The sequence below is a fragment of the Mesobacillus foraminis genome (assembly GCF_004340465.1).
GTDB classification, from domain to species: domain Bacteria; phylum Bacillota; class Bacilli; order Bacillales; family Cytobacillaceae; genus Mesobacillus_B; species Mesobacillus_B foraminis.
This window is the reverse complement of record NZ_SLVV01000002.1, coordinates 130,829-153,095: the sequence shown is the minus strand read 5'-3', so window position 1 is coordinate 153,095 and position 22,267 is coordinate 130,829. Positions and strand designations below refer to the sequence as shown.

The window sequence follows — 22,267 nt, the reverse complement described above, 5'->3', positions numbered from 1 at the left end:
AACATGGAAGATTATCTTGATCCCCGCAATTCGGAAGGAATGCCAAACCTGGCCGATTCCGCATTTGCAATGGATTTTTTATTAAGTGTGAAAAACGGAATCCGCAATTATGGCTTTGCTATTACTGAGACAGCCAATCCAGAATTAAGATCTGTTCTTTATAAACAAATGGAGGCCGCCATTGACCTTCATGGGGAAATAGCTGAGTTAATGATCAAAAAAGGCTGGCTAAACCCACATGATTTTAAGGAACAGTATCAGGTAGATCTGAAATCGGCTGAAACGGCTGTACAAATTGCTCAAATGAACTTGTTTCCAATCGATACTGACAGGCAGGGAATGTTTGCAACACCCAATAAGTGAGGAGGTGCCAATGTGAAAGCAGTTACCTACCAGGGAATTAAAAACGTCCAAGTAAAAGAGGTAAAAGATCCTGAAATTAAAAATCCTGATGATATTATCATCAAAGTAACATCTTCGGCCATCTGTGGATCCGATTTGCATTTAATCCATGCCATGATTCCAAACACGCCAACCGATTTTGTAATAGGTCATGAACCGATGGGGATAGTGGAAGAGGTTGGACCTGAAGTCACAAAGTTGAAAAAAGGGGACAGGGTCATCATTCCTTTTAATGCTTCATGCGGACACTGCTGGTATTGCACTCATGACTTGACAAGTCAATGTGATAACTCCAACCCGCATGGAGAAATGGGCGGTTTTATGGGGTATTCCGAAACCACCGGCGGGATTGCTGGCGGGCAGGCCGAATATATGAGAGTTCCATATGGGAATTTTACTCCTTTTAAAATACCGGAAAATTGTCAGGTTGAAGATGAGAAATTAGTCCTTCTGGCTGATGCGGCGGCAACTGCTTACTGGAGTGTAGACCACTCTGGTGTAAAAGACGGGGATACTGTTGTCATCCTTGGATGCGGGCCTGTCGGGCTTCTGGCCCAAAAGTTTGCCTGGCTTAAAGGAGCAAAAAGGGTAATCGCCGTCGATTATATCGATTATCGTCTACAGCATGCCAAGCGGACAAATAATGTGGAAATCATCAACTTTGAGAAATACGACAATACAGGGGAATATCTTAAAGAAATCACCCAGGGTGGTGCAGATATTGTCATTGACGCTGTGGGAATGGACGGAAAGTTCACACCGATGGAATTCCTGGCAACAGGATTAAAGCTTCATGGAGGTTCAATGGGGGCCATTGTCATGGCAAGCCAGGCTGTACGCAAAGGAGGGACGATACAGGTAACAGGGGTATATGGCGGCAGGTACAATGCCTTCCCGCTGGGCGACCTATTCCAAAGGAATATTGATATTAAGACAGGTCAGGCGCCGGTCATCCCTTACATGCCATTCCTTTATAATTTAGCCAACGAGGGGAAGGTCGATATGGGCGATATTATCACCCATGTCATTCCATTGAATGAGGCAAAGCATGGATATCAGGTATTTGATACGAAGACGGAAGATTGCATTAAGGTTGTTTTAAAGCCTTAGACAGGAATTTGGCCAATCTTTAATCATGATGAGAGTGAGGAGAGCAAGGATGGATAATAAGGAAAATCTTGATATATTGCTGCGTGAGTATGGGTATCCTGATGAAGCCATTAACCGATTTCTGAGTGAAACGTCTGAAATGGATTATGAAGAGGCAAAAAAGCTGATTATGCCTTATCGGGATATTACTGCAGACCGGAGGCCAGACAGCAGGGATTTATTTGAAGGCCAGGAATAATCTGCGACATTGGTACTAGATCATCTAACCAACAACGGTTTCCAAAGGGGGCCGTTTTTTTTGGGGGAAATTGAAGTATTTTTTTATGTGACATAAGTCATGGGTAAAAACGTCCAAATCAGGCTTGGGAAAATGGTATATTGCAAGTTTCTTAGGATGAATGTTCGATTTTAATCATTAATATCATACTTCCGTAGTAAAACAAGAGTGTAATTTGGTACGATGGATAAGGAAATTTTATCTATCTGTGTTTAATAATGGGAGGTATGAATAACCTATGAGGAAAAATTATTACTTTTTTATTTTATTATTAGCAGCTCTATTCCTTGCAGCTTGCGGTTCAGATGAACAAGTGTCTGGAGAGAATAAGAACAATTCCCGGGAAGAGCAGGAAAAAAAGGCTGATGATGAATCTGAGAAAGCGGAAGAAGAGGTTAAGATTTCATCGACAGTTCCGGAAATTTTAGAAGAAAATCCAGGTCAATATGCTGGAACTAAATACAATACCGCAATTGTACATAAGGAATTGAATGAAGATAATTTTCTAGAAAAAGATAGTTTTGAAATTTACGGCACTTTATTGGGATTAATAGCTGAAGGAGAAAATTATAAACCTCATTACGACTATTTTAAAGATTTCAATCCGAGTATTGAAACGGTCATTAGCCAGGCTCCAGGAGGAATGCAAATTGATGCGAACGGTGAAGTCGGCGTAAATGCCAATATCTCCATCCTGCTTGATGCAAGCGGAAGCATGGCACAGAAAATCGGCGGTAAAACAAAAATGGAACTCGCTACCGATGCAATCAATGAGTTTGTCTCCACAATGCCTGAAGATGCCAATGTGTCACTTCGAGTATATGGACACAAGGGGAGCAACAGTGACAGCGACAAAAAGATTTCCTGCGAGAGCACGGAAATGATATACGATTTGAAGCCTTATAATGCCAGTGATTTTGAAAAAGCATTAGATGCAGCCCAGCCTACCGGCTGGACACCGATTGCAAAAGCGATTAATGAAGCGAAAGCGGATTTTGAAAAAGCAAATAAACCAGGCAAGAATATCATTTATGTAGTAAGTGATGGAGTCGAAACCTGTGATGGAGATCCTGTAAAGGCTGCTAAAGAGCTGCATGATTCGAACATTGAAGCCGTTGTTAACATTATTGGGTTCGACGTTGATAATTCCGGGCAAAAGCAGCTTATTGATATTGCCAATGCAGGAGGGGGACAGTTTGAAACGGTTCAATCGGCAGATGATTTTAAAAAATTATGGGAAGATGAACGAAGAAGACTGTGGAATGAATGGTGGAATTGGAGCAACAAAAACTGGAATGAAATATGGACAGAGCAAAATAAGAAAACGAATGAATTATGGGATGCAAAAAGTAAATTCAACACACTTCATAACGATGAACGGAGCCGTCTGAAAGAAGCATCCTCCTATTTGCAGAGCCAGGAACAAATCAGCTGGGAGACGAGAACTGAAGTAGACAGTCTGATTGATCAGCGCTACGATATTTTAAAAGAGCATTTCGACCCAGTTTATGAGGAACTAAAGGAGGCGGTTGTCAATGAAGGAGAAACAATGAAGGAAGCTGTTAAAGCAAAAGGGGAAGAAATGAAGGAAAAGTATAAGTTTTAGAGACTGATAGCCTTTCATAGGTATTAAGACATATAGAGTGTTAAGAGCGTAAATCAAATAATGGTAAGAGCCGAACTTTTGATTATAAAGGAGTGTCCCTTTAACGGTGGACACTCCTTTTTTTTAGAAATTCTTAAAGAGTCACCGACTCATCCTTTGTGCTGCCAAGGTGCTGTTTTTTTGATGTCTTAAAGTGCAGCAGTTCATAAATCACTGGAATGACAACCAATGTAAGCAAGGTTGCGACAGCAAGGCCGCCGATGACCACCACGGCAAGATTTTGAGAGACTAGAACCCCTGTTTCTGCTTTTTTAAAGAGAAGAGGAAGCATCGCACTGATGGTGGCAACAGCGGTCATGAGTATTGGCCGCATCCGGACTGCTGAAGCTTCCACGATGGCATCACGGATGGTCATTTTTTCTTCATTTTGTTTAATGCAGTCCAATAGTACAATGGCATTGGTGACAACAATGCCAATCAGCATAAGTGCACCCAGCAGGGAAGTCTCGTTAACGGAAATTCCTGATATGAGCAGTCCAAGAATGGCTCCAATAGCTGCCAGGGGCAATGAGAACAGAATGGCAAAAGGTGCACGAATGGTTTTAAAGGTTATAACCATGATAAGAAAGACGATCCCGACAGAAGCGATCATGGTTATGAATAAATCTGCAAAGTCATCTGCTTGCTGAACGCTTGCTCCCCCGACAAGGACCTCGACATTATCAGGAAAGTCCATTCCGTCAGAATCTTTATTGCCAAAAAGGGTTTCATTGATATCTTTGGAAATTTGTGAAATATTCCCGGAATCAATGTTTGCTGTAACCCTCACATATAAATCACCATCTTTGTGAAATTCACTGGTTGACTCTTCGCTTTTATTTAACTTGGCAAGCTCCGAGGCTGGACGTAGACCTGATTGGGTGAGGATTGGGATACCCTTCAGATCCCCGGCAGATTTTGCATCAACGAGTGGCTCAAGGAATACTGAGGTTCGCTGGTTATCAAGCAAAACAGAGCCCAAAGGCGAACGATTAAGCATCATCCCTAACTGCTGTGCTACTTGTTCAGAGTTGGCCTTAGCTGGATCCACTGCAAGGGAGTAGACCGTCTTTTTCTCTTCGAAGTTGGTTGTGACTTTTTCAATACCTGACAACTCGCTTAAATTCTCTTTAATCTCCACGGCTGTGTCTTCAAGGTCCTCAATTGAGTCGCCCAAGATATCAATCGTAATCTGGGTGGATGCAGAGCCCATCATACCCGAAGCTGAAACCATAAGTTCTGCTCCCGGGTAATTTTCTTTTTGCCTTGCAATACGGTCAATAATTCTGTCAGTATCTTCTTTATCCTTCAAAATTAAAGAAAAGCTTGTTTCCGTAGGGGAACCAACTTCCCCGTACTGGGCGGTCTCTGCAGAATTCCCCATTTGGGTGATGGTGTATTTTACTTCTTCCTGATTTAAAATAAAGTCCTCGAAATGGAGTGAGCTTTCCTTTACCTTTTCTATAGGAGTATCGTTGGGATAGCTCAATGTTGCTAGAACAAAATCTGAAGTTGAATTGTCGATTGCGCCTTTGGGCATTATCACATAGGTGCCGATTGATCCAATAAACAATAGAAAGGAAACAGTCAGGACTACCCATTTGTGGTTCAATGACCAAGTAACAAATCTTGTGAAATGACGTGCGGGCTTGTGTTTTGGCATCTTTGTATTTTTAAGCAAGCCTGCACTCATTAATGGTACAACTGTCAGAGCGACAATGAGTGATGCAAGCAGCGAGTAGGTAATTGTGAGGGCAAAAGGCAGGACAAACTCCTGCAATGAGCCACTGACAAGCCCTATTGGAAGGAAGACAGCTACGGTGGTCAGCGTTGAAGATGTAATGGCAGCGCCTACCTCTTTTGTTGCTTCGATAATCATTGGAACTGAAAATTTTTCGTGCTGCATTTTTCTGAAGATGTTTTCAATGACGACTATGCTGTCATCCACAAGCCGGCCGACAGCGACTGCTACACCGCCGAGTGTGAGAATGTTTAGCGTAATACCTGAACGGGATAGCAGAAACAAAGTAAAACATAGTGATAATGGGATCGAAACAATGGTAATAAACGTTGTCCTGAGGTTCCGGAGAAACAGCATAATGACGATGGTGGCAAATAGGGCACCTAGAAGAACTTCTTTGATCATCGAATGGACAGATGTTTCCACCATATCAGAAATATCCATGAGAACCGTTGTTTCTGATTGAGGGTACTTTTTGTTCAGGTTTTCCACAGTCTGATCCATTTCTTTGCTTATGGTTACTGTATTGGAGGAACTGTCTTTTGTAACGATGGCAAATAATCCTTCTTCGCCATTCACATGGTTTACAGTATTTTCTGGCTCCTTGATTGAAATATCAGCAATATCTTTTAATGCGACCTCAGGAGCAACTGGCAAGGATTCCAATTTGTCGAGGCTGTCAATATTGCCGATGACCTTAATGTTACTGGACTTTCCGTCAATGGTTGATTCTCCAATCGCAAGGGAAGAGGTATGACCCTGTAGGATGGCTATTATGGTTTGAAATGGAACCCGTTGCTTTTCAAGTTTTTGATCATCCACCTTGACGGAAATATAAGATGCTGATGTGCCCATCAATTGGACACTTGCAACTCCGTCTATGTCTTTGAGCGCAGGAACAAACTCTTCCTTAGCCAATTCAATATTGCCAGGAGTCAATCCATCCTGAAAGGTTACAGCAATCTGGGATACTGGAATCATCGAGGTATTCAATTGCACTACATTGGGTTTTGAAACATAGGAAGGAAGCGTTATGGCATTGAGAGCTTCCTGTACCTCCTGCTTTGCCTCCTTCATTACAGTTTTTGAATCATAAAAGATATCGATTTTTGAATAACCATCTCCCGTAGTTGAAAAGACATTCTTTTTTCCCTTTACTCCGGCTACAGCATTTTCAATTGGCGAAGTGACTTGTTCCTGCATGGTATCAGAGTCGGTTCCCTGGCCAAGCACAACAATGGTCACTTGCGGATTATCAGCTGCAGGCATAAATTCCATGGGCAGGCTGGCATAACTGAGAACACCCAGACCCAGGATCAGGATTGACATGATGGTAACAGCAGCTTTGTTGCGAAAAGCCCATTTAGTAAACCAAGACATAAAATGATCCCCTTTCAAAATGGAAGAAAATACAAAAGCAGAATTAGCATATCACGGTTGTTCTTAAAAAAGAACGGAAGGGCAAAAAAATTAAAACAGAATTTACAAAAGAGACATTTAAGGCCGCTTCAAAAAGGTGATTTCGTGTCTGAGGAAGAAATTATCCTTGACGAAATGCTGAAAAGCCCCAATCCAAAGTGAATTGGAGCTTCTTGAATACTAATGTAAATGTGCTAAATGAAGGATTCGCCTATACGAAGGGCCCTTAATTTTTCCATTGGCAGCTTTTTACTTTTCCATTCTTTCACTAAGCGATCAAGAGCCTCAGGCCCTGTGTCGTCTGCCAGACGGTAGGCTCCATAATGCATCGGGACAAAGGTTTTGGCCTTTAATTCAATGAAGGCTTGCACGCTGTCTTCTGGGGAAATATTCGAGTCAGCCATGAACCATTCAGGTTCATAAGCGCCGATTGGCATGAAGACCGTATCGATGTTAAATCTCGACCCAATCTCCTTAAAGCCGTCAAAATAGCCCGTATCACCAACAAAATACATGGTATTAGAAGGAGTAGTGCCCTGAAGGATCCACCCGCCCCAATGTGATGTATTCATATCTCCTAAACTTCTTCTCGTCCAGTGCTGGGCAGGAACAAAATGAAAAGTCATGTCTTTGTACTGCCGGTATTCCCACCAGTTCATTTCTGTGACATTCTGATAGCCTTTCCTGTTAAATAGCGTTTTTAACCCGGCCGGTACAAAATAATGCGGAGTTCCTTTCAATTGCTTGAGAGTAGGAAAGTCCAAATGATCATAGTGGGCATGGGAAATGATCACTGCGTCAATATTTGGCAGTTCCTTCAAAGGGATGCCTGGCTCAGTGAGTCTTTTTTGGACACCCATCCTCTTTGCCCAAACAGGATCTGTCAAAATATTGAGTCCGTTCATTTGGATCAGAAAGGTTGAATGGCCAATCCAGGTATAAGAAGTCTTTTCCCTGTTTTCCTTTATCTCGGCGATCTTTTTTTCGGGACATTGTTCAATACTAAAAGCTAAATTCTTCACCTTGCCTCTTCTTTCTTTCATCCATTTCAACATGTCCCTGAAGTTTTTTTTATTTGAGACATCGTTAAGATTGGTATATCTTCTTGGCATCATCCAATCACCTTTTTAAGGAATTTTTATTAATTATAACGATTCCCTTGAGATTTTTAAAATAAATAGACGTTGTGAATACAAATAATGAAGTGGGTTTTGTACCGAGAGTTACTGTGGGGAGGAATATTGGTGAAAGATTTAGAAATCTTAAATCGTTAAGAAAAAATAGAGTATGGAACCCAAAGATTATGCAAGCTTTTTAATGTCCTAAATTTGAGAAATGAATAGCAATAGGACGTCCTGAATGCGTATGATGCCCTAATCGAAGAAACAGATAGGAAAGGGTCGTTATGAATCCGTTTATGATTCCCCAGCTAAAGAGCAAACAGGGAAACCGGTCATTAAGACAGAATGGGATGAAGAAAGAGGAAACATCACGTAGAAAAGATTAAAATGAAAAAGAGACTTTATGTTTAATATAAATATATTATGTAAACATAGTAACACCGAATAAGAAAATAAAAAGGGGAAGGATACTCCCCTCCTCCTTCATCTACGTTTCATTTTCTCCCAATTATGAACGCTGGATAGTGGAAGTCGAGAAGTTTTTCACCATTCTTTGTAAATTTCGATGTCCTTCTCTTAATTTAACCGTTTCTTCAATGATTTTCTGAAATCCTTCCAAATCTCGATCAGATGCATTCAACAGGGATTTAGGTAAATTTTCAACGAGCTGCTGCAGGGTTAAATCCATAGCCACGATCTTTTCCACCTTTCAACATTTTCGTTAGACATCTGATTCGTCTTACTTATTAATTTTCGAAAGGGGAATTTTTTTTCCTGCTGCAAATAGTAAAAACTTCTCTACAATTACCACCATATTCTTTAATAAACCTAGTGTTTTTTTACATTTTACGACGCGGTGCTGCTAGTGTTCGAGCAAAAGGTAAATGGCTCGAGACTTTTTGCATTTAACTTATAAAAATATAGGAGGTTTAAAAACAGGATTTATGATTATGAGATCATATAAACATTAACATTAGGTGGAACCCGTGGCACATTGAAAAGCCTTGATGGAATGAATGTTCAGAGAACAACGCACCGATGTTGGGGCCTTAGCCATTCAGCAGCTTAATGAGCCTTCTATGCATAACACCAATAAAAATGAGAAGATTGGCTTTAAATTTCTGTGTTCTGTCGATCCTGAACAATTGCAGCTCTGCTTAATGGCATTAGCCAAGGCTGTAAGCGGGTCAGCAAGGTTGTGCAAAACAATCCTATGGGAGTTTGGTACGTCCCTTCCGATAGATGTTAAAGCTTCCTTGTCAACAATGTTGGAATATCTCCATGGGAGCTGATAGGCCATTTATGTATGGCAGAAGAAAAGGAAGTATGCTCCGTTAATGCACAAGTACTTCCGTACAAAAACCAACTCTTAATGGTGACTTCACATCCTTTTAATATATTTATGCTACTTTTAACATGTAACGATTGTAGGAAACAATTCTGAGAACAGGATGTGTTGATTAGATGGTTACAAAAGTTTGCATTAATTTTATCCTGATCACCTTACATTTATATATTTTGTAAGGGGGCACTTCTTTGAGGGTTGGTTGCACCGCTAATAATGGGGCATAATAAGGCGGCGTTTCCTTAAAAAAAAGAGGTGATCCCAATGAAAAAGAAATATGACTATCCTTTTACGCCAAGTCCTTTTTTGCCGGAGCTTGATGCATTAACAAATCGGGAAGAACGTAGTTCCGGTTTTACAAAGGCTCAGGATTCAGCAGATTATCCCGAACGGTCATCTGAAAAGGAAAGCCGGGAGGACGTTTTGCTGAAACCAAATGATTCAAGTTTTCCTGAATAGATGGCATGCGTTTTAGAAATACTGCAGAACTTTAATTAATCTTTCCCATCTATCCTTCGTTAATGGAGCCTATCGCTCCTTTTTTTTGTTTTCAAATTTAAGGAAATGTTATAAAATGTAACATATAAAGTTAAAAAATCTATTTTTTATTGTTAGACACATACATATAGGGGGAAAGTAAGTGGAGGAAGTTGGATTGCTTTCGATTTTAAGTCTTGGTTTTATTTTGGGTATTAAACATGCTGTGGAACCTGATCATGTGATCGCTGTGTCAACAGTTGCTGGGCAAAGCAGAAAATTGTCTACTTCGGCACTGACCGGGGTGTTTTGGGGTATTGGCCATACGGCCACTCTTTTTCTGGCAGGAGTTTCGATTATTCTATTGAAGGGGGAAATTCCTGAGAAGTGGGCAATGTCCCTGGAATTCCTGGTGGGGATTATGCTTGTTTATTTTGGAGTTTCTGCTTTCCTTTCACTAAATAGCCGGCATCCAGAATCCCAAAGCCATCATGTAAAGTCTCCAAGGGTCCCATATGGAAAGTCTATTTTTATGGGGTTCATTCATGGATTAGCAGGAAGTGCAGCCATGATCTTGCTGACCATGAGCACTGTCAGCAGCATTTGGGAAGGTGTGCTATATATTATGATATTTGGCGCCGGCACAATCATTGGAATGCTGTGCTTTACCACAATAATTGGCATTCCATTCATATTAAGCACAAAAAATATAAACCTGAATACAGGTTTTGCAAGACTCACAGGCCTGATCAGCGCGGTTTTCGGATTTTACTATATGTACAATCTCGGCGTCACGGAGGGCCTGTTTAAGCTTTGGATTCAGTAGGTAATAAAGGAAATAGTAATCATGATGAAAGGGAGCCACCCATACTCCAGGGGCCAGGAGCAAGAACAATTTACGGGTTGTACTGCTGGTGTCCGTGATTAAATGTTGTAATATTTCGTTTATTATGTATAATGTGATATGACAATTAAAATCACTAGGGGAGCCTTTGATAAGGGCTGAGAGCAAAGTAGGTACTTTGAAACTCTTATCACCTGAACAGGTTAGAACCTGCGTAGGGAAGTGGAGCGGTATTTTCAAGCGCCAAGACAGCCTTTAATTTCCAGTCCACTTTTCTATTATAGGGAAGTGGTTTTATTTTTGAAAAATACGTTTATACAGAAGGGCTGGAAAATACTTATGAAAAAATATTATGACGCAGCCATAATAGGCGGCGGAATCATTGGCTGTTCAATTGCATACTATCTGGCGAAAGAAAATTTAAAGGTTGGTTTATTTGAGAGTGGAGAACTTGGCGGTAAGACAACAAGTGCAGCTGCTGGTATGCTTGGTGCTCATTCGGAATGTGATGATATGAATATATTCTATCCTTTTGCAAGAAACAGTCAACTGGAGTATTTCAAGCTGGAAAAGGAGATAAGAGAGCTTAGCAAGATAGATATCAGTTTGTGTAAAGGGGGGATTTACAAACTGGCCTATACGGAGAAGGAGAAAAAAGAAATGGAATCTTTATGTGCTTTGCCAACTGTTGACTGGCTCGACGCAAATCAAGTAATTTCGAACGAAAGTACCATTTCGCCCTTAATATTGGGAGCAGCTTACATAGAAGACGACGTCAGCGTAGTTCCAGAAGCAGTCTGTAAAGGCCTTGGTATATCCGCAAGTGTGCTGGGAGCTGAGTTGCATGAGTATACACAGGTTTATGATATTCAAAAACAAGAAAGCACCTATTTAATCAAGACCCCGGCAGGAGAGGTAGAAGCGCAATACGTTGTGGTTGCAAGTGGGCTGTGGAGCAATTCATTTTTTGAGTCAATGGGTCTCTCAAACCGGATAGTCCCGGTAAAAGGCGAATGTTTGTCAGTTTGGAATAGAGGAACGGTCCTGAATCATACACTTTTCCATGAACACCAATACATCGTGCCAAGGATGAACGGTAGTCTTGTCATAGGTGCAACGATGGTAGAGAACGATTGGAATGAAAGACCTTCGCTAGGCGGTATAGAAAAATTAATTGTACACGCTAAGAAAATGATGCCTGAAATCGGTGAAATGGAGATCGGTTCCACATGGGCCGGCCTTCGTCCCCAAACATTTGACAAGAAACCATTTATAGGCCGCCACCCGGAACAAGAGGGTCTATTATTTGCGGCAGGACATTTTAGGAATGGCATACTCCTGGCACCTGGAACAGGGAAAATGATTAGTAATCTAATCCTTGGAAAAGAGGTAAATAAAAAATGGAGAGAAGCATTTAAAATCGAACGTAGGCACGAGGTCTTTGCTTAACATAGAAAACCTTTGAAGTGCTTCAAGAATTCGACCTGAATATCCTGAAACAATAAGCATTTCCTTTTTATCAAATAGCCTTGGTTAATGTCTTCTGCCAGGGCTATTTTGTATCCAGTTATGTTAAATCCCAAACAAGAAATTAAGCATATTTGGAAGCTTTTGAAAGAGGGAATAGACAGGGTTGTTTTGAAGTAAGTAAGCCCAAATGGAGTTTAGGTCTGCAGCTGTATTTGATGCCGGTTAGCACTTTGAACATACCTGGAGAAACAATTCAGAAAATATTTGATATTCAGTTTATACCTATGGTAAGATACGACTCAAAGGATGATGAAAATGAAAAAAACCCTTAAAGAAAGAATTATTGAAAGCGCTATCAACTTATTTGAAAAGCATGGATATCACGGAGTGAGTGTCGGCCAGATTGTTGATGATTCGCAAACGTCGAAAGGGGGCTTTTACCACAATTTTAAATCCAAAGATGAGCTGCTGTTTTATATCCACGATCTTTTTATCTCCTATGTTCTCGATAAGGCAAGGGAAGCATATGATAACTTTGATACACCAGTTTCCCGTTTATGCGCAATCATCCAATCATTTACAAAAGTATTTGACCTCTACAAACCACATATAACCGTTTTTTATCAGGAAAGCGCCTATCTTGCAAGGGAATATCAACAGCTGATTAATGAAAAACGAGACGAGTACAGGAAAATTATTCTTCAGGTAATTAGCGAGGGTCAATCCAACGGAGATTTTCGCTCTGAAGTTCCTGCCGAGATATCCACAATGTCGATTATCGGCATGATTAATTGGACCTACAAATGGTATAAAAAAGACGGGGCTCTATCAATTGATTCTATCGCCCTCATTTTTAATGATTTAATCCTTCATTCTCTTATAACGGAAAAGGGTATGAAGGATATAGCAGCAGAAACCTATTTACTCAAAAGTCAGCGTCAATAAAGCAGCTGGCTATTTAAAAACAGAGGACAGACCGACTGGTCGGTACCAAATATAGCCTTTATTTAAGAGGAGGAAAAACGATGAATTTCGATTTGACTCAAGAACAAAAAATGCTGCAGGAAATGGTAAGAGATTTTGCCGAAAAAGAAATTAAGCCATATGCACGAGAAGTGGATGAAACGTCGAAAATGCGAGATGTAACCTTTGAGAAATTAGGGAAGCTTGGGCTGCTGGGCATTCCGTTCTCGGAAAAATATGGAGGTGCCGGAGGAGATACCATTTCTTATTGCATTGCTGTCGAAGAGATTGGCAAAGCGTGCGGCGGAACAGGCTTAAGCTACGCAGCCAATACAAGTCTGGGGGCCAGCCCAATTTATTACTTCGGAACGGAGGAACAAAAGCAGGAATGGCTGGTGCCTATGGCGAAAGGGGAAACAATGGGGGCATTTGGATTGACAGAACCCAATGCGGGATCAGATGCAGGTGGAACCAGGACAAAAGCCGTGCTGGATGGCGACGAGTGGGTCATCAATGGAGAGAAGTGCTGGATCACCAATGCAGGATTTTCCCGCCAAATTATTGTAACCGCTGTCACAGGGAAAAAGGGGAATGGCCGCAATATTGTATCGGCCATCATCGTTCCTGCAGATGCCAAAGGGGTTACCATTTCCTGTAATTATGACAAAATGGGGGTCCGAGGTTCGAATACGTGTGAAATCGTACTTGAGGATGTCCGGGTGCCTCGGGAAAACCTGCTTGGTGATGAAAAAAAAGGGTTCAGCCAGTTTTTGTACACTCTTGATGGCGGCCGGATTTCAATTGCAGCACTTTCCGTTGGGATTGCCCAGGTTGCTTTTGAAAAGGCGCTTCAGTATTCAAAGGAGCGCCAGCAGTTCGGCCAATCGATTTCCAGTTTTCAGGCCATTCAATTTAAGCTTGCAGACATGGCAATGGAAATTGAATTGGCGCGCAATATGGTTTACAAAGCGGCATGGCTGAAGGATCAAGGAAAGCCATTCGGAAAGGAATCTGCGTATGCGAAACTATTTGCTTCGGAAGCTGGATTCCGAGTGTGCAATCAGGCTATTCAGATTCACGGGGGATATGGTTATATGAAGGAATATGATGTAGAACGTCATTTGCGCGACATGAAGCTGATGGAAATAGGTGAAGGGACATCTGAGATCCAGCGTTTAGTGATTGCACGCCATTTAGGATGCTAAAGGTGGGAGGGATTTAGGATGACCGGAATAATCCGTAAAACAGTAGGAGGGCTGTTGGCTGACAGGGCACAAGAAATACCAGACCATGAGGCCCTGGTATACACCGACCGCGGTCTCCGTTATACGTACAGAGAATTCAATGATCTATGCGAACAAGTAGCCAAAGGCTTAATAACGTTAGGAATTAAAAAAGGTGAAAATGTGGCTGTCTGGGCGTCAAATGTCCCAGAATGGGTCAGCCTGCAATTCGGTACAGGTAAAATGGGGGCAGTCCTAGTCACAGTAAATACGAACTATCGATCTTCCGAATTGGAGTACCTCTTAAGGCAATCTGAAAGTACGTCCATTTTCTTAATTGAAGAATACAGGGGCAACTCCTACATCGATACGATTTATGAACTCTGCCCTGAATTGAAAACAGCGGAACCTGGAAAGCTGCAGTCCAAAAGGCTGCCGATGTTAAAAAATGTCATCATTCTCGGTGAAACGAAATACAATGGAGCGTTTAACTGGTCCGACGTTATCAAGATGGGTGAGCAAGTTTCGACTTGCGAACTCCAGGAAGTATCGGCTTCATTGGAACCGGATGATGTCATCAATATGCAATATACCTCGGGAACTACCGGTTTTCCAAAAGGTGTCATGCTAACACATACCAATTTAACGAATAATGCTTTTAATATCGCCTCATGTATGAAACTGACAGATGAAGACAGGCTTTGCATACCCGTCCCTTTCTTTCATTGCTTCGGATGTGTGATAGGCACACTTGCAGCTGTAAGTGTAGGGGCAACAATGGTGCCCGTACAGGAATTTGAACCTGAAACTGTGCTTCGCACGGTTGAAAAAGAGAAATGTACGGCTCTCCATGGGGTTCCAACAATGTTCATTGCTGAATTGAACCATCCAAATTTTGAAAAATACGATGTATCAACCTTGCGCACAGGAGTGATGGCTGGTTCCAATTGCCCTGTTGAAGTAATGAAGAAGGTTATGTCCAAAATGAATATGACTGAGATAACCATTTGTTACGGACAGACCGAATCCTCTCCTGTCATAACCCAGACACGTACGAACGATCCGGTTAACCTGCGGGTGGAGAGTGTTGGCAGGGCGCTCCCTAACGTCGAGGTTAAGATTGTGGAACCAGGAACAGATCAAGGGCTGCCACCGAATGTCCAAGGAGAGCTTTGTACAAGAGGCTATCATGTAATGAAAGGTTATTATAAAAATCCTGAAGCAACCAGGGAGGCAATAGATGAGGAAGGCTGGCTTCATACCGGAGATTTGGCTGTAATGGATGAAAAAGGCTATTGCCGAATAACCGGGCGCCTCAAAGATATGATCATCCGCGGCGGAGAAAACATCTATCCACGTGAAATTGAAGAGTTTCTTTACACACATCCGAAAGTTTTGGATGCGCAAATAGTAGGCGTCCCAGATAAAATTTTTGGCGAGGAAGTCATGGCCTGGATTATTTTGAAAGAGGGAGAAACGGCTACGGCGGAGGAGATAAAAGACTATTTTAAAGGAAAGATCTCCCGGCACAAAATTCCAAGTCACATTTTCTTTACAGATGCTTATCCAATGACTGCATCTGGAAAAATTCAGAAATTTAAGCTGCGTGAGCAGTCTATCAATCTTTTAACCTAATCGAAGAGAGGAGAATTTCCTTGTTCTCGAAAATTTTAATTGCAAACCGTGGCGAAATCGCCTTAAGGGTCATTCGAACTTGTAAAAAAATGGGGATAGAAACAGTTGCCGTTTATTCAGAAGCAGATGCAGACTCTCTTTTCGTGCGTGAAGCTGATGAAGCCTATTGTATTGGGAAGCCCCCTGTCCACCTAAGCTATTTGAATGTGGACGGGATTATCGCCGCTGCCAAAACTAGCGGAGCCGAAGCCATACACCCAGGTTATGGCCTTTTATCGGAGAATGCAGGCTTTGCAGCAAGGTGCAAGGTCGAAGGGATTGTATTTATTGGTCCGGAACCAGAAATTATTGCTTCAATGGGCAGCAAAATAGAAGCCCGCAAAACAATGAAGGAAGCGGGAGTACCAATCATAGAAGGAATCAATACCTCTCTTGAAAATGAAGAAGAAGCCAAATTGGCTGCAAAACAAATTGGATATCCACTTATGCTAAAGGCTTCAGCAGGCGGCGGGGGAATCGGTATGCAGCTTGTTCGATCTGAGGAAGAGCTTGGTAACGCCTTTGCCGGCAATCAGAAGCGTGCCCAATCTTTTTTTGGGAATGGAGCCATGTTCCTTGAAAAGTACATTTCTGAGCCACACCATATTGAAGTGCAGATTTTAGCCGATTCATATGGAAATATCGTCCCGCTCTTTGAAAGAGAATGCTCAATCCAGCGCCGCAACCAAAAAGTAGTTGAAGAAGCCCCTTCTCCGTTCATCAGTATGGAGACACGGGAAAAAATGCTAAGTGCTGCTGTTCAGGCAGCCCGGCATATAGGCTATTCAAATGCGGGTACAATCGAGTTTTTAGTAGATAAAGAACAAAATTTCTATTTTCTTGAAATGAATACAAGATTACAGGTGGAGCATCCAGTTACCGAGGAGATTACCGGACTCGACCTGGTCGAAGAGCAGATAAAGGTGGCTGCTGGAAATCCGCTTACACTTACTCGCGGGGATGTTTACCGAAAAGGGCATGCGATTGAAGTCAGAATCTATGCTGAAGACCCAAAAACCTTTTTGCCTTCACCAGGGAAAATAACCAATTTTGAACTCCCTAAGGGTGAGGGGATCCGCAATGAATGTGCAATTGAGGCTGGTACACAGGTAACTCCCTTTTATGATCCGATGATTGCCAAGCTCATCGCCTGGGGCGAGACAAGGCAGGTGGCTTGTTCTAGGGTGAAAGCAGCCTTGGAAGACTATAAAATTGACGGAATTAAAACGAATATTCCGATGCTGATTAAGACGGTCAGTCATGAACAGTTTTTAGCTGGAAAAATCAATACCAACTTTGTCAATGAATATTACCTACCCCTTTTACCATCTTTATAGAATAGGAGGAGAAAATCATGAGCAAAATAGAAGCCGGAATGGCAGGAAGTGTCTGGAAGATTTTAGTGAAGGAAGGGGACGAAGTCAAAGCGGGACAGGAAGTTGTTATTCTTGAATCCATGAAGATGGAAATCCCCGTTGCTGTTGAAGCAGATGGAACGGTCACAAAGGTACTTGTGCAGGAAGGGGACTTTGTTAACGATACTGACGTCCTTTTGGAAGTGGAATAGGAGGCAAATCTATGAAACTCCCAAAAAGCGTCACCATTAAGGAAGTTGGTCCCAGGGACGGTTTGCAAAATGAAAAACACCTTGTGGCAACAGCTGATAAAATTTCATGGATCGACTCATTATCCAGGACGGGGCTTTCGTATATAGAAGCAAGCTCATTTGTTCATCCAAAATGGATTCCCCAGCTGGCAGACGCACTAGAGGTGCTAAAGGGCATTAAAAGGAATCCATCTGTTACCTATGCTTCGCTTGTGCCAAACATCAAGGGACTTGACCGCGCCCTGGAAAGCAATGTCGATGAAATCAGTGTTTTCATGTCAGCCAGCGAGGGTCACAACGTGAGAAATATTAACAAAAGCATTAATGAAACCTACCCCATTCTCGGTGAAGTAGTAAAAGAGGCGAAAATGGCGGGGAAAACAGTCAGGGGATATATTTCGACCGTTATCGCCTGCCCTTACGATGGACCGGTAGCTCCCGCTGAGGTAAGAAAGGTGGCTGACCACTTATTTAACATGGGCATTGATGAAATTTCCCTGGGGGATACAATTGGTGTGGCTGTCCCGAATCAGGTTGAGTGTTTACTTGAAGAACTATTGCCTCATTTCGGCCCCAATCGTCTGGCCATGCATTTTCATGATACGAGGGGAACGGCGCTGGCCAATATCGTGAAGTCGCTTGAAATGGGAATTACTATTTTCGACAGTTCCTTGGGAGGTTTAGGGGGGTGCCCCTATGCCAGAGGAGCTTCAGGCAATGTTTCTACTGAAGACTTGCTCTATATGCTGCATGAGATGGGGATAAACACAGGTATTGATTTCAATGCGATTATTAAATCCGCTCAATATATAGAAAGGAAACTTGGCAAAAAGCTCAAAAGCAAACAGATGGAGATCAAACGTGCGGAAGGAAAGGAGTCCTTTTCATGAATGATGGTTCAGCTAAAAACGTATTGATAGAAAAAATGAGCAGCAGCGTCGCCATCATTACCTTGAATCGGCCAGAAGCAGCAAATGCCTTGTCAAAAAAACTGCTTTTTGAGTTCCATGGTATCCTTCAGGAGTTAAAGAATGATGGGGATATTCGGGCAGTAATTCTTACAGGAGCAGGGGAAAAGGCCTTTTGTGCCGGGGCAGATCTAAAAGAACGAAAAGAAATGAGCGAAAATGAAGCTAGGCGGACAGTTCGATTAATTGCTGGAGCTGTAAGCGAGCTGGCCTCATTGCCGCAGCCAGTGATTGCGGCACTTAACGGTGCTGCTTTCGGAGGAGGCATGGAGCTTGCATTGGCATGTGACTTACGCATTGGATCACTGAATGCCCAAATGGGATTGACAGAAACCTCTTTAGGCATCATTCCGGGTGCAGGCGGGACACAGAGGCTCCCGCGGCTGATTGGGCCCGGAAAAGCCAAAGAACTGATTTTTACAGCCAAAAGGCTAAATGCGAGGGAGGCAGAGTCCATAGGACTATTGGAATATGCTGTCCCGGCAAATCAGCTGCAAGAAACTGCATTAAAATGGGCGGCAGATATAGCCAAGAATGCTCCGCTTGCTCTTATTCAGTCCAAAGTCGCGATCAATAAAGGGCTGGAAGTGGACCTTGAAACCGGGCTGAAAATAGAGGAACTCGCATACAGTGCCCTTATACCCAGTCAAGACAGGCTGGAAGGATTAAAGGCATTTGCAGAAAAGCGTCCGCCGGTATTCAAGGGCAGGTAACCCATTTTAATGATTACAAACCTTTATAAAAATTCGTGAGTGACTGTAAAAATTTAATATAAGCTAAAACTTTCAAAGAGATCGCTATACAGCTATCCAAATAGGCTTTTTCAGTTTTTAAAAGGAGGAAACGCAATGACCGACACGCATACAAAATCTGACTACGAGTCTAAAAGAACATCAATCTTACAGGGCGGCAACGAGAAATACCACCAAAAAAACCAGGAACAAGGCAAGCTTTATGTAAGAGAACGTCTGAAAAAGCTGCTGGATGACGGCCTGCGTGCAGAGGACGGTTTGTTTGCGAATTCGCTCACTGGTGACCTTCCCGCAGACGGAGTCGTAACCGGAATCGGAAAGATCCATGGACGTACCGTTTGCGTCATGGCAAACGATTCTACGGTTAAAGCAGGCTCCTGGGGAAAGAGGACCGTAGAAAAAATCATCCGGATTCAGGAAACTGCAGATAAGCTCCGCTGCCCAATGCTTTACCTTGTCGACTCTGCGGGTGCCAGGATAACCGATCAGTTGGAGATGTTTCCGGGGCGCAGAGGGGCGGGGCGGATCTTTTATAACCAAGTTAAGATGTCGGGGAAAGTGCCCCAAATATGCCTCCTTTTCGGACCTTCTGCTGCCGGGGGCGCTTATATCCCCGCATTTTGCGACATCGTGGTCATGGTTGAAGGCAATGCCTCCATGTATTTGGGTTCACCTAGGATGGCTGAAATGGTCATTGGTGAAAAAGTGACGCTGGAAGAAATGGGCGGTGCAAAAATGCATTGCTCCGTATCAGGATGCGGGGATGTCCTGGTGAAAAACGAAGAGGAAGCAATTGATTATGCTCGTGAATATTTAACATATTTTCCTGATAACTTTTCAGAAAAGCCGGCGATTGCCGAACCTCAAGCTCCAGCTTCATCTGATAAAACGATCGCTGAACTGATCCCCAAGAACCAGAACGCCCCTTTTAACATGTATGATTTGATCGAACGTCTTGTGGATGGGAACTCCGTTTGTGAAATCAAGAAGCTGTTTGCTCCTGAGCTGATTACCTGTCTAGCACGGATCAACGGCCAGCCTGTCGGGATTGTTGCCAACCAGCCACGTGTAAAGGGGGGAGTTCTGTTCCCGGATAGTGCCGATAAGGCTGCCAAGTTCATTACTCTCTGCGACGCGTACCATATTCCGCTGTTATTCCTTGCCGATGTTCCTGGTTTTATGATTGGAACAAATGTAGAAAAAGCGGGGATAATCCGGCATGGGGCCAAAATGATTTCTGCCATGAGCGAGGCTACCGTGCCCAAGCTGACGGTCATTGTCCGTAAAGCATACGGTGCAGGATTGTATGCAATGGCCGGCCCGGCATTTGAACCTGACTGCTGTATTGCCCTCCCGACGGCCTCCATTGCTGTAATGGGTCCTGAAGCTGCTGTAAATGCAGTATTTGCGAATAAAATCGCTGAACTTCCAGAGAAGGAAAGAGCCTCATTCATAGCGGAAAAACGTGAAGAATACCGGGAAGATATAGATGTTTACCGCCTTGCGTCCGAATTGGTCATAGATGACATAGTAGAGCCGAACTCCTTAAGGGAAGAGCTTGCCGTCCGGCTGGAAGTTTATATGACAAAACACCAGATCTTTACAGAAAGAAAACATGGAGTTTATCCCGTTTAAAAAGGAGGGGCCTTGATGAAAAGGATCTTTTCGGATTTTCTTGAAGCTATAGAAGGGATACAGGATGGCATGACGCTAATGGTAGGGGGATTCGGCTTGTGCGGGATTCCTGAAAACCTGATCAAAGCCCTGGCGGAAAAGGGGGTAAAAAACCTTACAATCATTTCCAATAATTGTGGTGTTGATGACTGGGGGCTTGGGCTTCTTCTGAGAAACAAGCAAATAAAAAAAATCATCGCCTCCTATGTTGGGGAGAACAAAGAATTTGAGCGGCAGCTTTTGAATGGTGAAATTGAGGTTGAACTTACGCCTCAAGGTACTTTGGCAGAAAAGATCCGTGCTGGAGGTGCAGGCATCCCTGCATTCTATACTCCTGCCGGGGTGGGCACCCCAATTGCAGCAGGGAAAGAAACAAGAATCTTCAATAACAGAGAATACCTTCTTGAAGAATCATTGACTTCGGACTTCAGCCTGGTCAGAGCCTGCCGGGCAGATAAAATGGGCAATCTTGTCTACCGGAAAACAGCACGCAATTTCAACTCCATGATGGCGGCGGCAGGCAGGACAACAATTGCCGAAGTAGAAGAGATTGTTGAGACTGGCGAGCTTGATCCCAACATCATCCATTCACCCGGAATTTATATTCAATCCTTGATTCAGGGGACCCAGGAAAAACGAATTGAACGCAGGACCATACAAGCTTAAGGGGGGGGATCGGATGAACACAAGGGAAAAGATTGCAAGGCGGGCAGAGAAAGAGATTAAAAATGGTGATTACGTAAATCTTGGAATTGGCATGCCCACGATGGTGGCCAATTTTATCAGTGACTATAAACAAGTGGTCCTCCAGTCTGAAAACGGCCTTCTGGGAATCGGTCCTTATCCGTCCGAAGCGGAGGTCGATGCCGATTTGATCAACGCAGGCAAAGAAACCGTGACTGCGATTCAAGGTGCCGCCTATTTTGACAGTGCGGAGTCTTTTGCCATGATCCGTGGGGGACATATTGATGTAGCCATTCTCGGAGGCATGGAGGTTTCCCAGGAAGGAGATCTTGCCAACTGGATGATACCTGGAAGGATGGTAAAAGGGATGGGCGGAGCAATGGATTTAGTTCACGGAGCACGAAAAACAATCGTCATAATGGACCATGTTAATAAAAAAGGGGAATCAAAAATCCTGAAAAAGTGCAGCCTTCCCCTGACAGGAAAAGGAGTTGTAGAACGGATTATAACGGACCGGGCCGTAATGGATGTAACAAAGGATGGGCTGAAGCTTATTGAAGTCTCCGTGGGTTTCACTCTTCAGCAGATCCTTGACTGTACGGAAGCAGAACTAATTGTTGGTAAAGATGTGAAGTTTGACGCCTATTAAGAGAGCTGTTCATTCAGCTGGATTAGTTGAGTGTTCATTTTAATAGTGAAAAAAAGAACCTAAGTTTCTTGAAATACTTCAGAAACTTAGGTTCTTTTTTAATGAAAACTGCACGCCTGCATATTCCCGCAATGACCAGCATACCATGGAAGCAGAAAACCTGAGGGTAGAGTCGCAGCCAGAGGTGTTCTTTTATAGTAAAAATCGTTAATAGCCATAAAGA

General features: G+C 42.9%; 21 protein-coding genes and 1 riboswitch. Of the genes, 18 read left to right on the top strand and 3 right to left on the bottom strand.

Translation table 11 applies throughout. The features are described 5' to 3' along the window. Positions 1–3: 3 nt before the first annotated feature. From EV146_RS03175 to EV146_RS03160, 4 genes are all read left to right on the top strand, one after another. Positions 4–363, top strand: coding sequence for a spore coat protein (locus EV146_RS03175; RefSeq protein WP_121613166.1), 360 nt, complete (start codon positions 4–6; stop codon positions 361–363). Between the two features lie 12 nt (positions 364–375). Next, complete coding sequence (locus EV146_RS03170) at positions 376–1,512, top strand: zinc-dependent alcohol dehydrogenase (protein WP_132001796.1); 1,137 nt, start codon at positions 376–378, stop codon at positions 1,510–1,512. A 49-nt stretch (positions 1,513–1,561) separates the two neighbouring features. Beyond that, complete coding sequence (locus EV146_RS03165; RefSeq protein ID WP_121613164.1) at positions 1,562–1,750, top strand: hypothetical protein; 189 nt, start codon at positions 1,562–1,564, stop codon at positions 1,748–1,750. A 277-nt stretch (positions 1,751–2,027) separates the two neighbouring features. Next, positions 2,028–3,395, top strand: a complete 1,368-nt coding sequence (locus EV146_RS03160) for a VWA domain-containing protein (protein WP_132001793.1) — start codon at positions 2,028–2,030, stop codon at positions 3,393–3,395. Positions 3,396–3,528: 133 nt separating this feature from the next. On the opposite strand, the gene EV146_RS03155 is transcribed toward EV146_RS03160, so the two are convergent. The 3 genes from EV146_RS03155 to EV146_RS03145 form a co-directional block, all read right to left on the bottom strand. Continuing rightward, a complete protein-coding gene (locus EV146_RS03155) occupies positions 3,529–6,555 on the bottom strand; it encodes an efflux RND transporter permease subunit (RefSeq protein ID WP_132001790.1) in 3,027 nt (1,008 codons plus the stop codon). A 233-nt stretch (positions 6,556–6,788) separates the two neighbouring features. Continuing rightward, positions 6,789–7,706, bottom strand: coding sequence for an MBL fold metallo-hydrolase (locus EV146_RS03150; protein WP_132002582.1), 918 nt, complete (start codon positions 7,704–7,706; stop codon positions 6,789–6,791). A 517-nt stretch (positions 7,707–8,223) separates the two neighbouring features. Next, on the bottom strand, positions 8,224–8,409 hold the full coding sequence (locus EV146_RS03145) for a hypothetical protein (protein WP_121613160.1): 186 nt from the start codon (positions 8,407–8,409) through the stop codon (positions 8,224–8,226). Positions 8,410–8,731: 322 nt separating this feature from the next. Here EV146_RS03145 and EV146_RS26755 point away from each other — a divergent pair, with 322 nt between their 5' ends. The 14 genes from EV146_RS26755 to EV146_RS03080 all read left to right on the top strand — a co-directional run bounded on the left by EV146_RS26755 (position 8,732) and on the right by EV146_RS03080 (position 22,044). Continuing rightward, a complete protein-coding gene (locus EV146_RS26755) occupies positions 8,732–9,007 on the top strand; it encodes a hypothetical protein (protein ID WP_158286982.1) in 276 nt (91 codons plus the stop codon). A gap of 317 nt (positions 9,008–9,324) precedes the next feature. Next, the gene (locus tag EV146_RS03140; RefSeq protein ID WP_132001787.1) at positions 9,325–9,519 is read left to right on the top strand and encodes a hypothetical protein; all 195 of its coding nucleotides are present in this window, start codon (positions 9,325–9,327) and stop codon (positions 9,517–9,519) included. Between the two features lie 181 nt (positions 9,520–9,700). Next, positions 9,701–10,363, top strand: coding sequence for an urease accessory protein UreH domain-containing protein (locus EV146_RS03135; RefSeq protein ID WP_132001784.1), 663 nt, complete (start codon positions 9,701–9,703; stop codon positions 10,361–10,363). A gap of 146 nt (positions 10,364–10,509) precedes the next feature. After that, positions 10,510–10,619: riboswitch (TPP riboswitch) on the top strand. 101 nt (positions 10,620–10,720) lie between these two features. Next, the gene (gene thiO / locus EV146_RS03130) at positions 10,721–11,830 is read left to right on the top strand and encodes a glycine oxidase ThiO (RefSeq protein WP_132002579.1); all 1,110 of its coding nucleotides are present in this window, start codon (positions 10,721–10,723) and stop codon (positions 11,828–11,830) included. A 336-nt stretch (positions 11,831–12,166) separates the two neighbouring features. Then, entirely contained in the window at positions 12,167–12,796 is a 630-nt protein-coding gene (locus EV146_RS03125; protein WP_241993789.1) for a TetR/AcrR family transcriptional regulator, read from the top strand. An 80-nt stretch (positions 12,797–12,876) separates the two neighbouring features. Next, complete coding sequence (locus EV146_RS03120) at positions 12,877–14,019, top strand: acyl-CoA dehydrogenase family protein (protein ID WP_132001781.1); 1,143 nt, start codon at positions 12,877–12,879, stop codon at positions 14,017–14,019. Positions 14,020–14,046: 27 nt separating this feature from the next. Beyond that, complete coding sequence (locus EV146_RS03115) at positions 14,047–15,672, top strand: AMP-binding protein (RefSeq protein WP_132002573.1); 1,626 nt, start codon at positions 14,047–14,049, stop codon at positions 15,670–15,672. A gap of 20 nt (positions 15,673–15,692) precedes the next feature. Then, positions 15,693–17,048 (top strand): acetyl-CoA carboxylase biotin carboxylase subunit, encoded by a 1,356-nt coding sequence (locus EV146_RS03110; RefSeq protein WP_132001778.1) that lies wholly within the window; start codon positions 15,693–15,695, stop codon positions 17,046–17,048. A 17-nt stretch (positions 17,049–17,065) separates the two neighbouring features. Next, positions 17,066–17,278 (top strand): acetyl-CoA carboxylase biotin carboxyl carrier protein subunit, encoded by a 213-nt coding sequence (locus EV146_RS03105; RefSeq protein WP_132001775.1) that lies wholly within the window; start codon positions 17,066–17,068, stop codon positions 17,276–17,278. 11 nt (positions 17,279–17,289) lie between these two features. Further along, positions 17,290–18,207: a hydroxymethylglutaryl-CoA lyase gene (locus EV146_RS03100; protein ID WP_132001772.1), complete on the top strand. Its 918-nt coding sequence runs from the start codon at positions 17,290–17,292 to the stop codon at positions 18,205–18,207. Further along, positions 18,204–18,998 carry an enoyl-CoA hydratase gene (locus tag EV146_RS03095; protein WP_132001769.1) on the top strand — a complete coding sequence of 265 codons (795 nt, stop codon included), beginning with the start codon at positions 18,204–18,206 and terminating at the stop codon, positions 18,996–18,998. Before EV146_RS03100 ends, EV146_RS03095 begins: the two co-directional genes overlap by 4 nt. 135 nt (positions 18,999–19,133) lie before the next feature. Next, positions 19,134–20,672 carry an acyl-CoA carboxylase subunit beta gene (locus EV146_RS03090; RefSeq protein WP_132001766.1) on the top strand — a complete coding sequence of 513 codons (1,539 nt, stop codon included), beginning with the start codon at positions 19,134–19,136 and terminating at the stop codon, positions 20,670–20,672. A 15-nt stretch (positions 20,673–20,687) separates the two neighbouring features. Then, positions 20,688–21,377 (top strand): CoA transferase subunit A, encoded by a 690-nt coding sequence (locus EV146_RS03085; protein WP_132001763.1) that lies wholly within the window; start codon positions 20,688–20,690, stop codon positions 21,375–21,377. 13 nt (positions 21,378–21,390) lie between these two features. Beyond that, entirely contained in the window at positions 21,391–22,044 is a 654-nt protein-coding gene (locus EV146_RS03080) for a CoA transferase subunit B (RefSeq protein ID WP_132001760.1), read from the top strand. Positions 22,045–22,267: the final 223 nt, after the last annotated feature.

Coding starts and splice junctions, on each gene's coding strand:
- EV146_RS03175 (WP_121613166.1), top strand. CDS start 4: ATGGAAGATTATCTTGATCCCCGCAATTCGGAAGGAATGCCAAACCTG.
- EV146_RS03165 (WP_121613164.1), top strand. CDS start 1,562: ATGGATAATAAGGAAAATCTTGATATATTGCTGCGTGAGTATGGGTAT.
- EV146_RS03160 (WP_132001793.1), top strand. CDS start 2,028: ATGAGGAAAAATTATTACTTTTTTATTTTATTATTAGCAGCTCTATTC.
- EV146_RS03155 (WP_132001790.1), bottom strand. CDS start 6,555: ATGTCTTGGTTTACTAAATGGGCTTTTCGCAACAAAGCTGCTGTTACC.
- EV146_RS03150 (WP_132002582.1), bottom strand. CDS start 7,706: ATGCCAAGAAGATATACCAATCTTAACGATGTCTCAAATAAAAAAAAC.
- EV146_RS26755 (WP_158286982.1), top strand. CDS start 8,732: ATGTTCAGAGAACAACGCACCGATGTTGGGGCCTTAGCCATTCAGCAG.
- EV146_RS03140 (WP_132001787.1), top strand. CDS start 9,325: ATGAAAAAGAAATATGACTATCCTTTTACGCCAAGTCCTTTTTTGCCG.
- thiO (WP_132002579.1), top strand. CDS start 10,721: ATGAAAAAATATTATGACGCAGCCATAATAGGCGGCGGAATCATTGGC.
- EV146_RS03125 (WP_241993789.1), top strand. CDS start 12,167: ATGAAAAAAACCCTTAAAGAAAGAATTATTGAAAGCGCTATCAACTTA.
- EV146_RS03120 (WP_132001781.1), top strand. CDS start 12,877: ATGAATTTCGATTTGACTCAAGAACAAAAAATGCTGCAGGAAATGGTA.
- EV146_RS03105 (WP_132001775.1), top strand. CDS start 17,066: ATGAGCAAAATAGAAGCCGGAATGGCAGGAAGTGTCTGGAAGATTTTA.
- EV146_RS03100 (WP_132001772.1), top strand. CDS start 17,290: ATGAAACTCCCAAAAAGCGTCACCATTAAGGAAGTTGGTCCCAGGGAC.
- EV146_RS03095 (WP_132001769.1), top strand. CDS start 18,204: ATGAATGATGGTTCAGCTAAAAACGTATTGATAGAAAAAATGAGCAGC.
- EV146_RS03090 (WP_132001766.1), top strand. CDS start 19,134: ATGACCGACACGCATACAAAATCTGACTACGAGTCTAAAAGAACATCA.
- EV146_RS03085 (WP_132001763.1), top strand. CDS start 20,688: ATGAAAAGGATCTTTTCGGATTTTCTTGAAGCTATAGAAGGGATACAG.
- EV146_RS03080 (WP_132001760.1), top strand. CDS start 21,391: ATGAACACAAGGGAAAAGATTGCAAGGCGGGCAGAGAAAGAGATTAAA.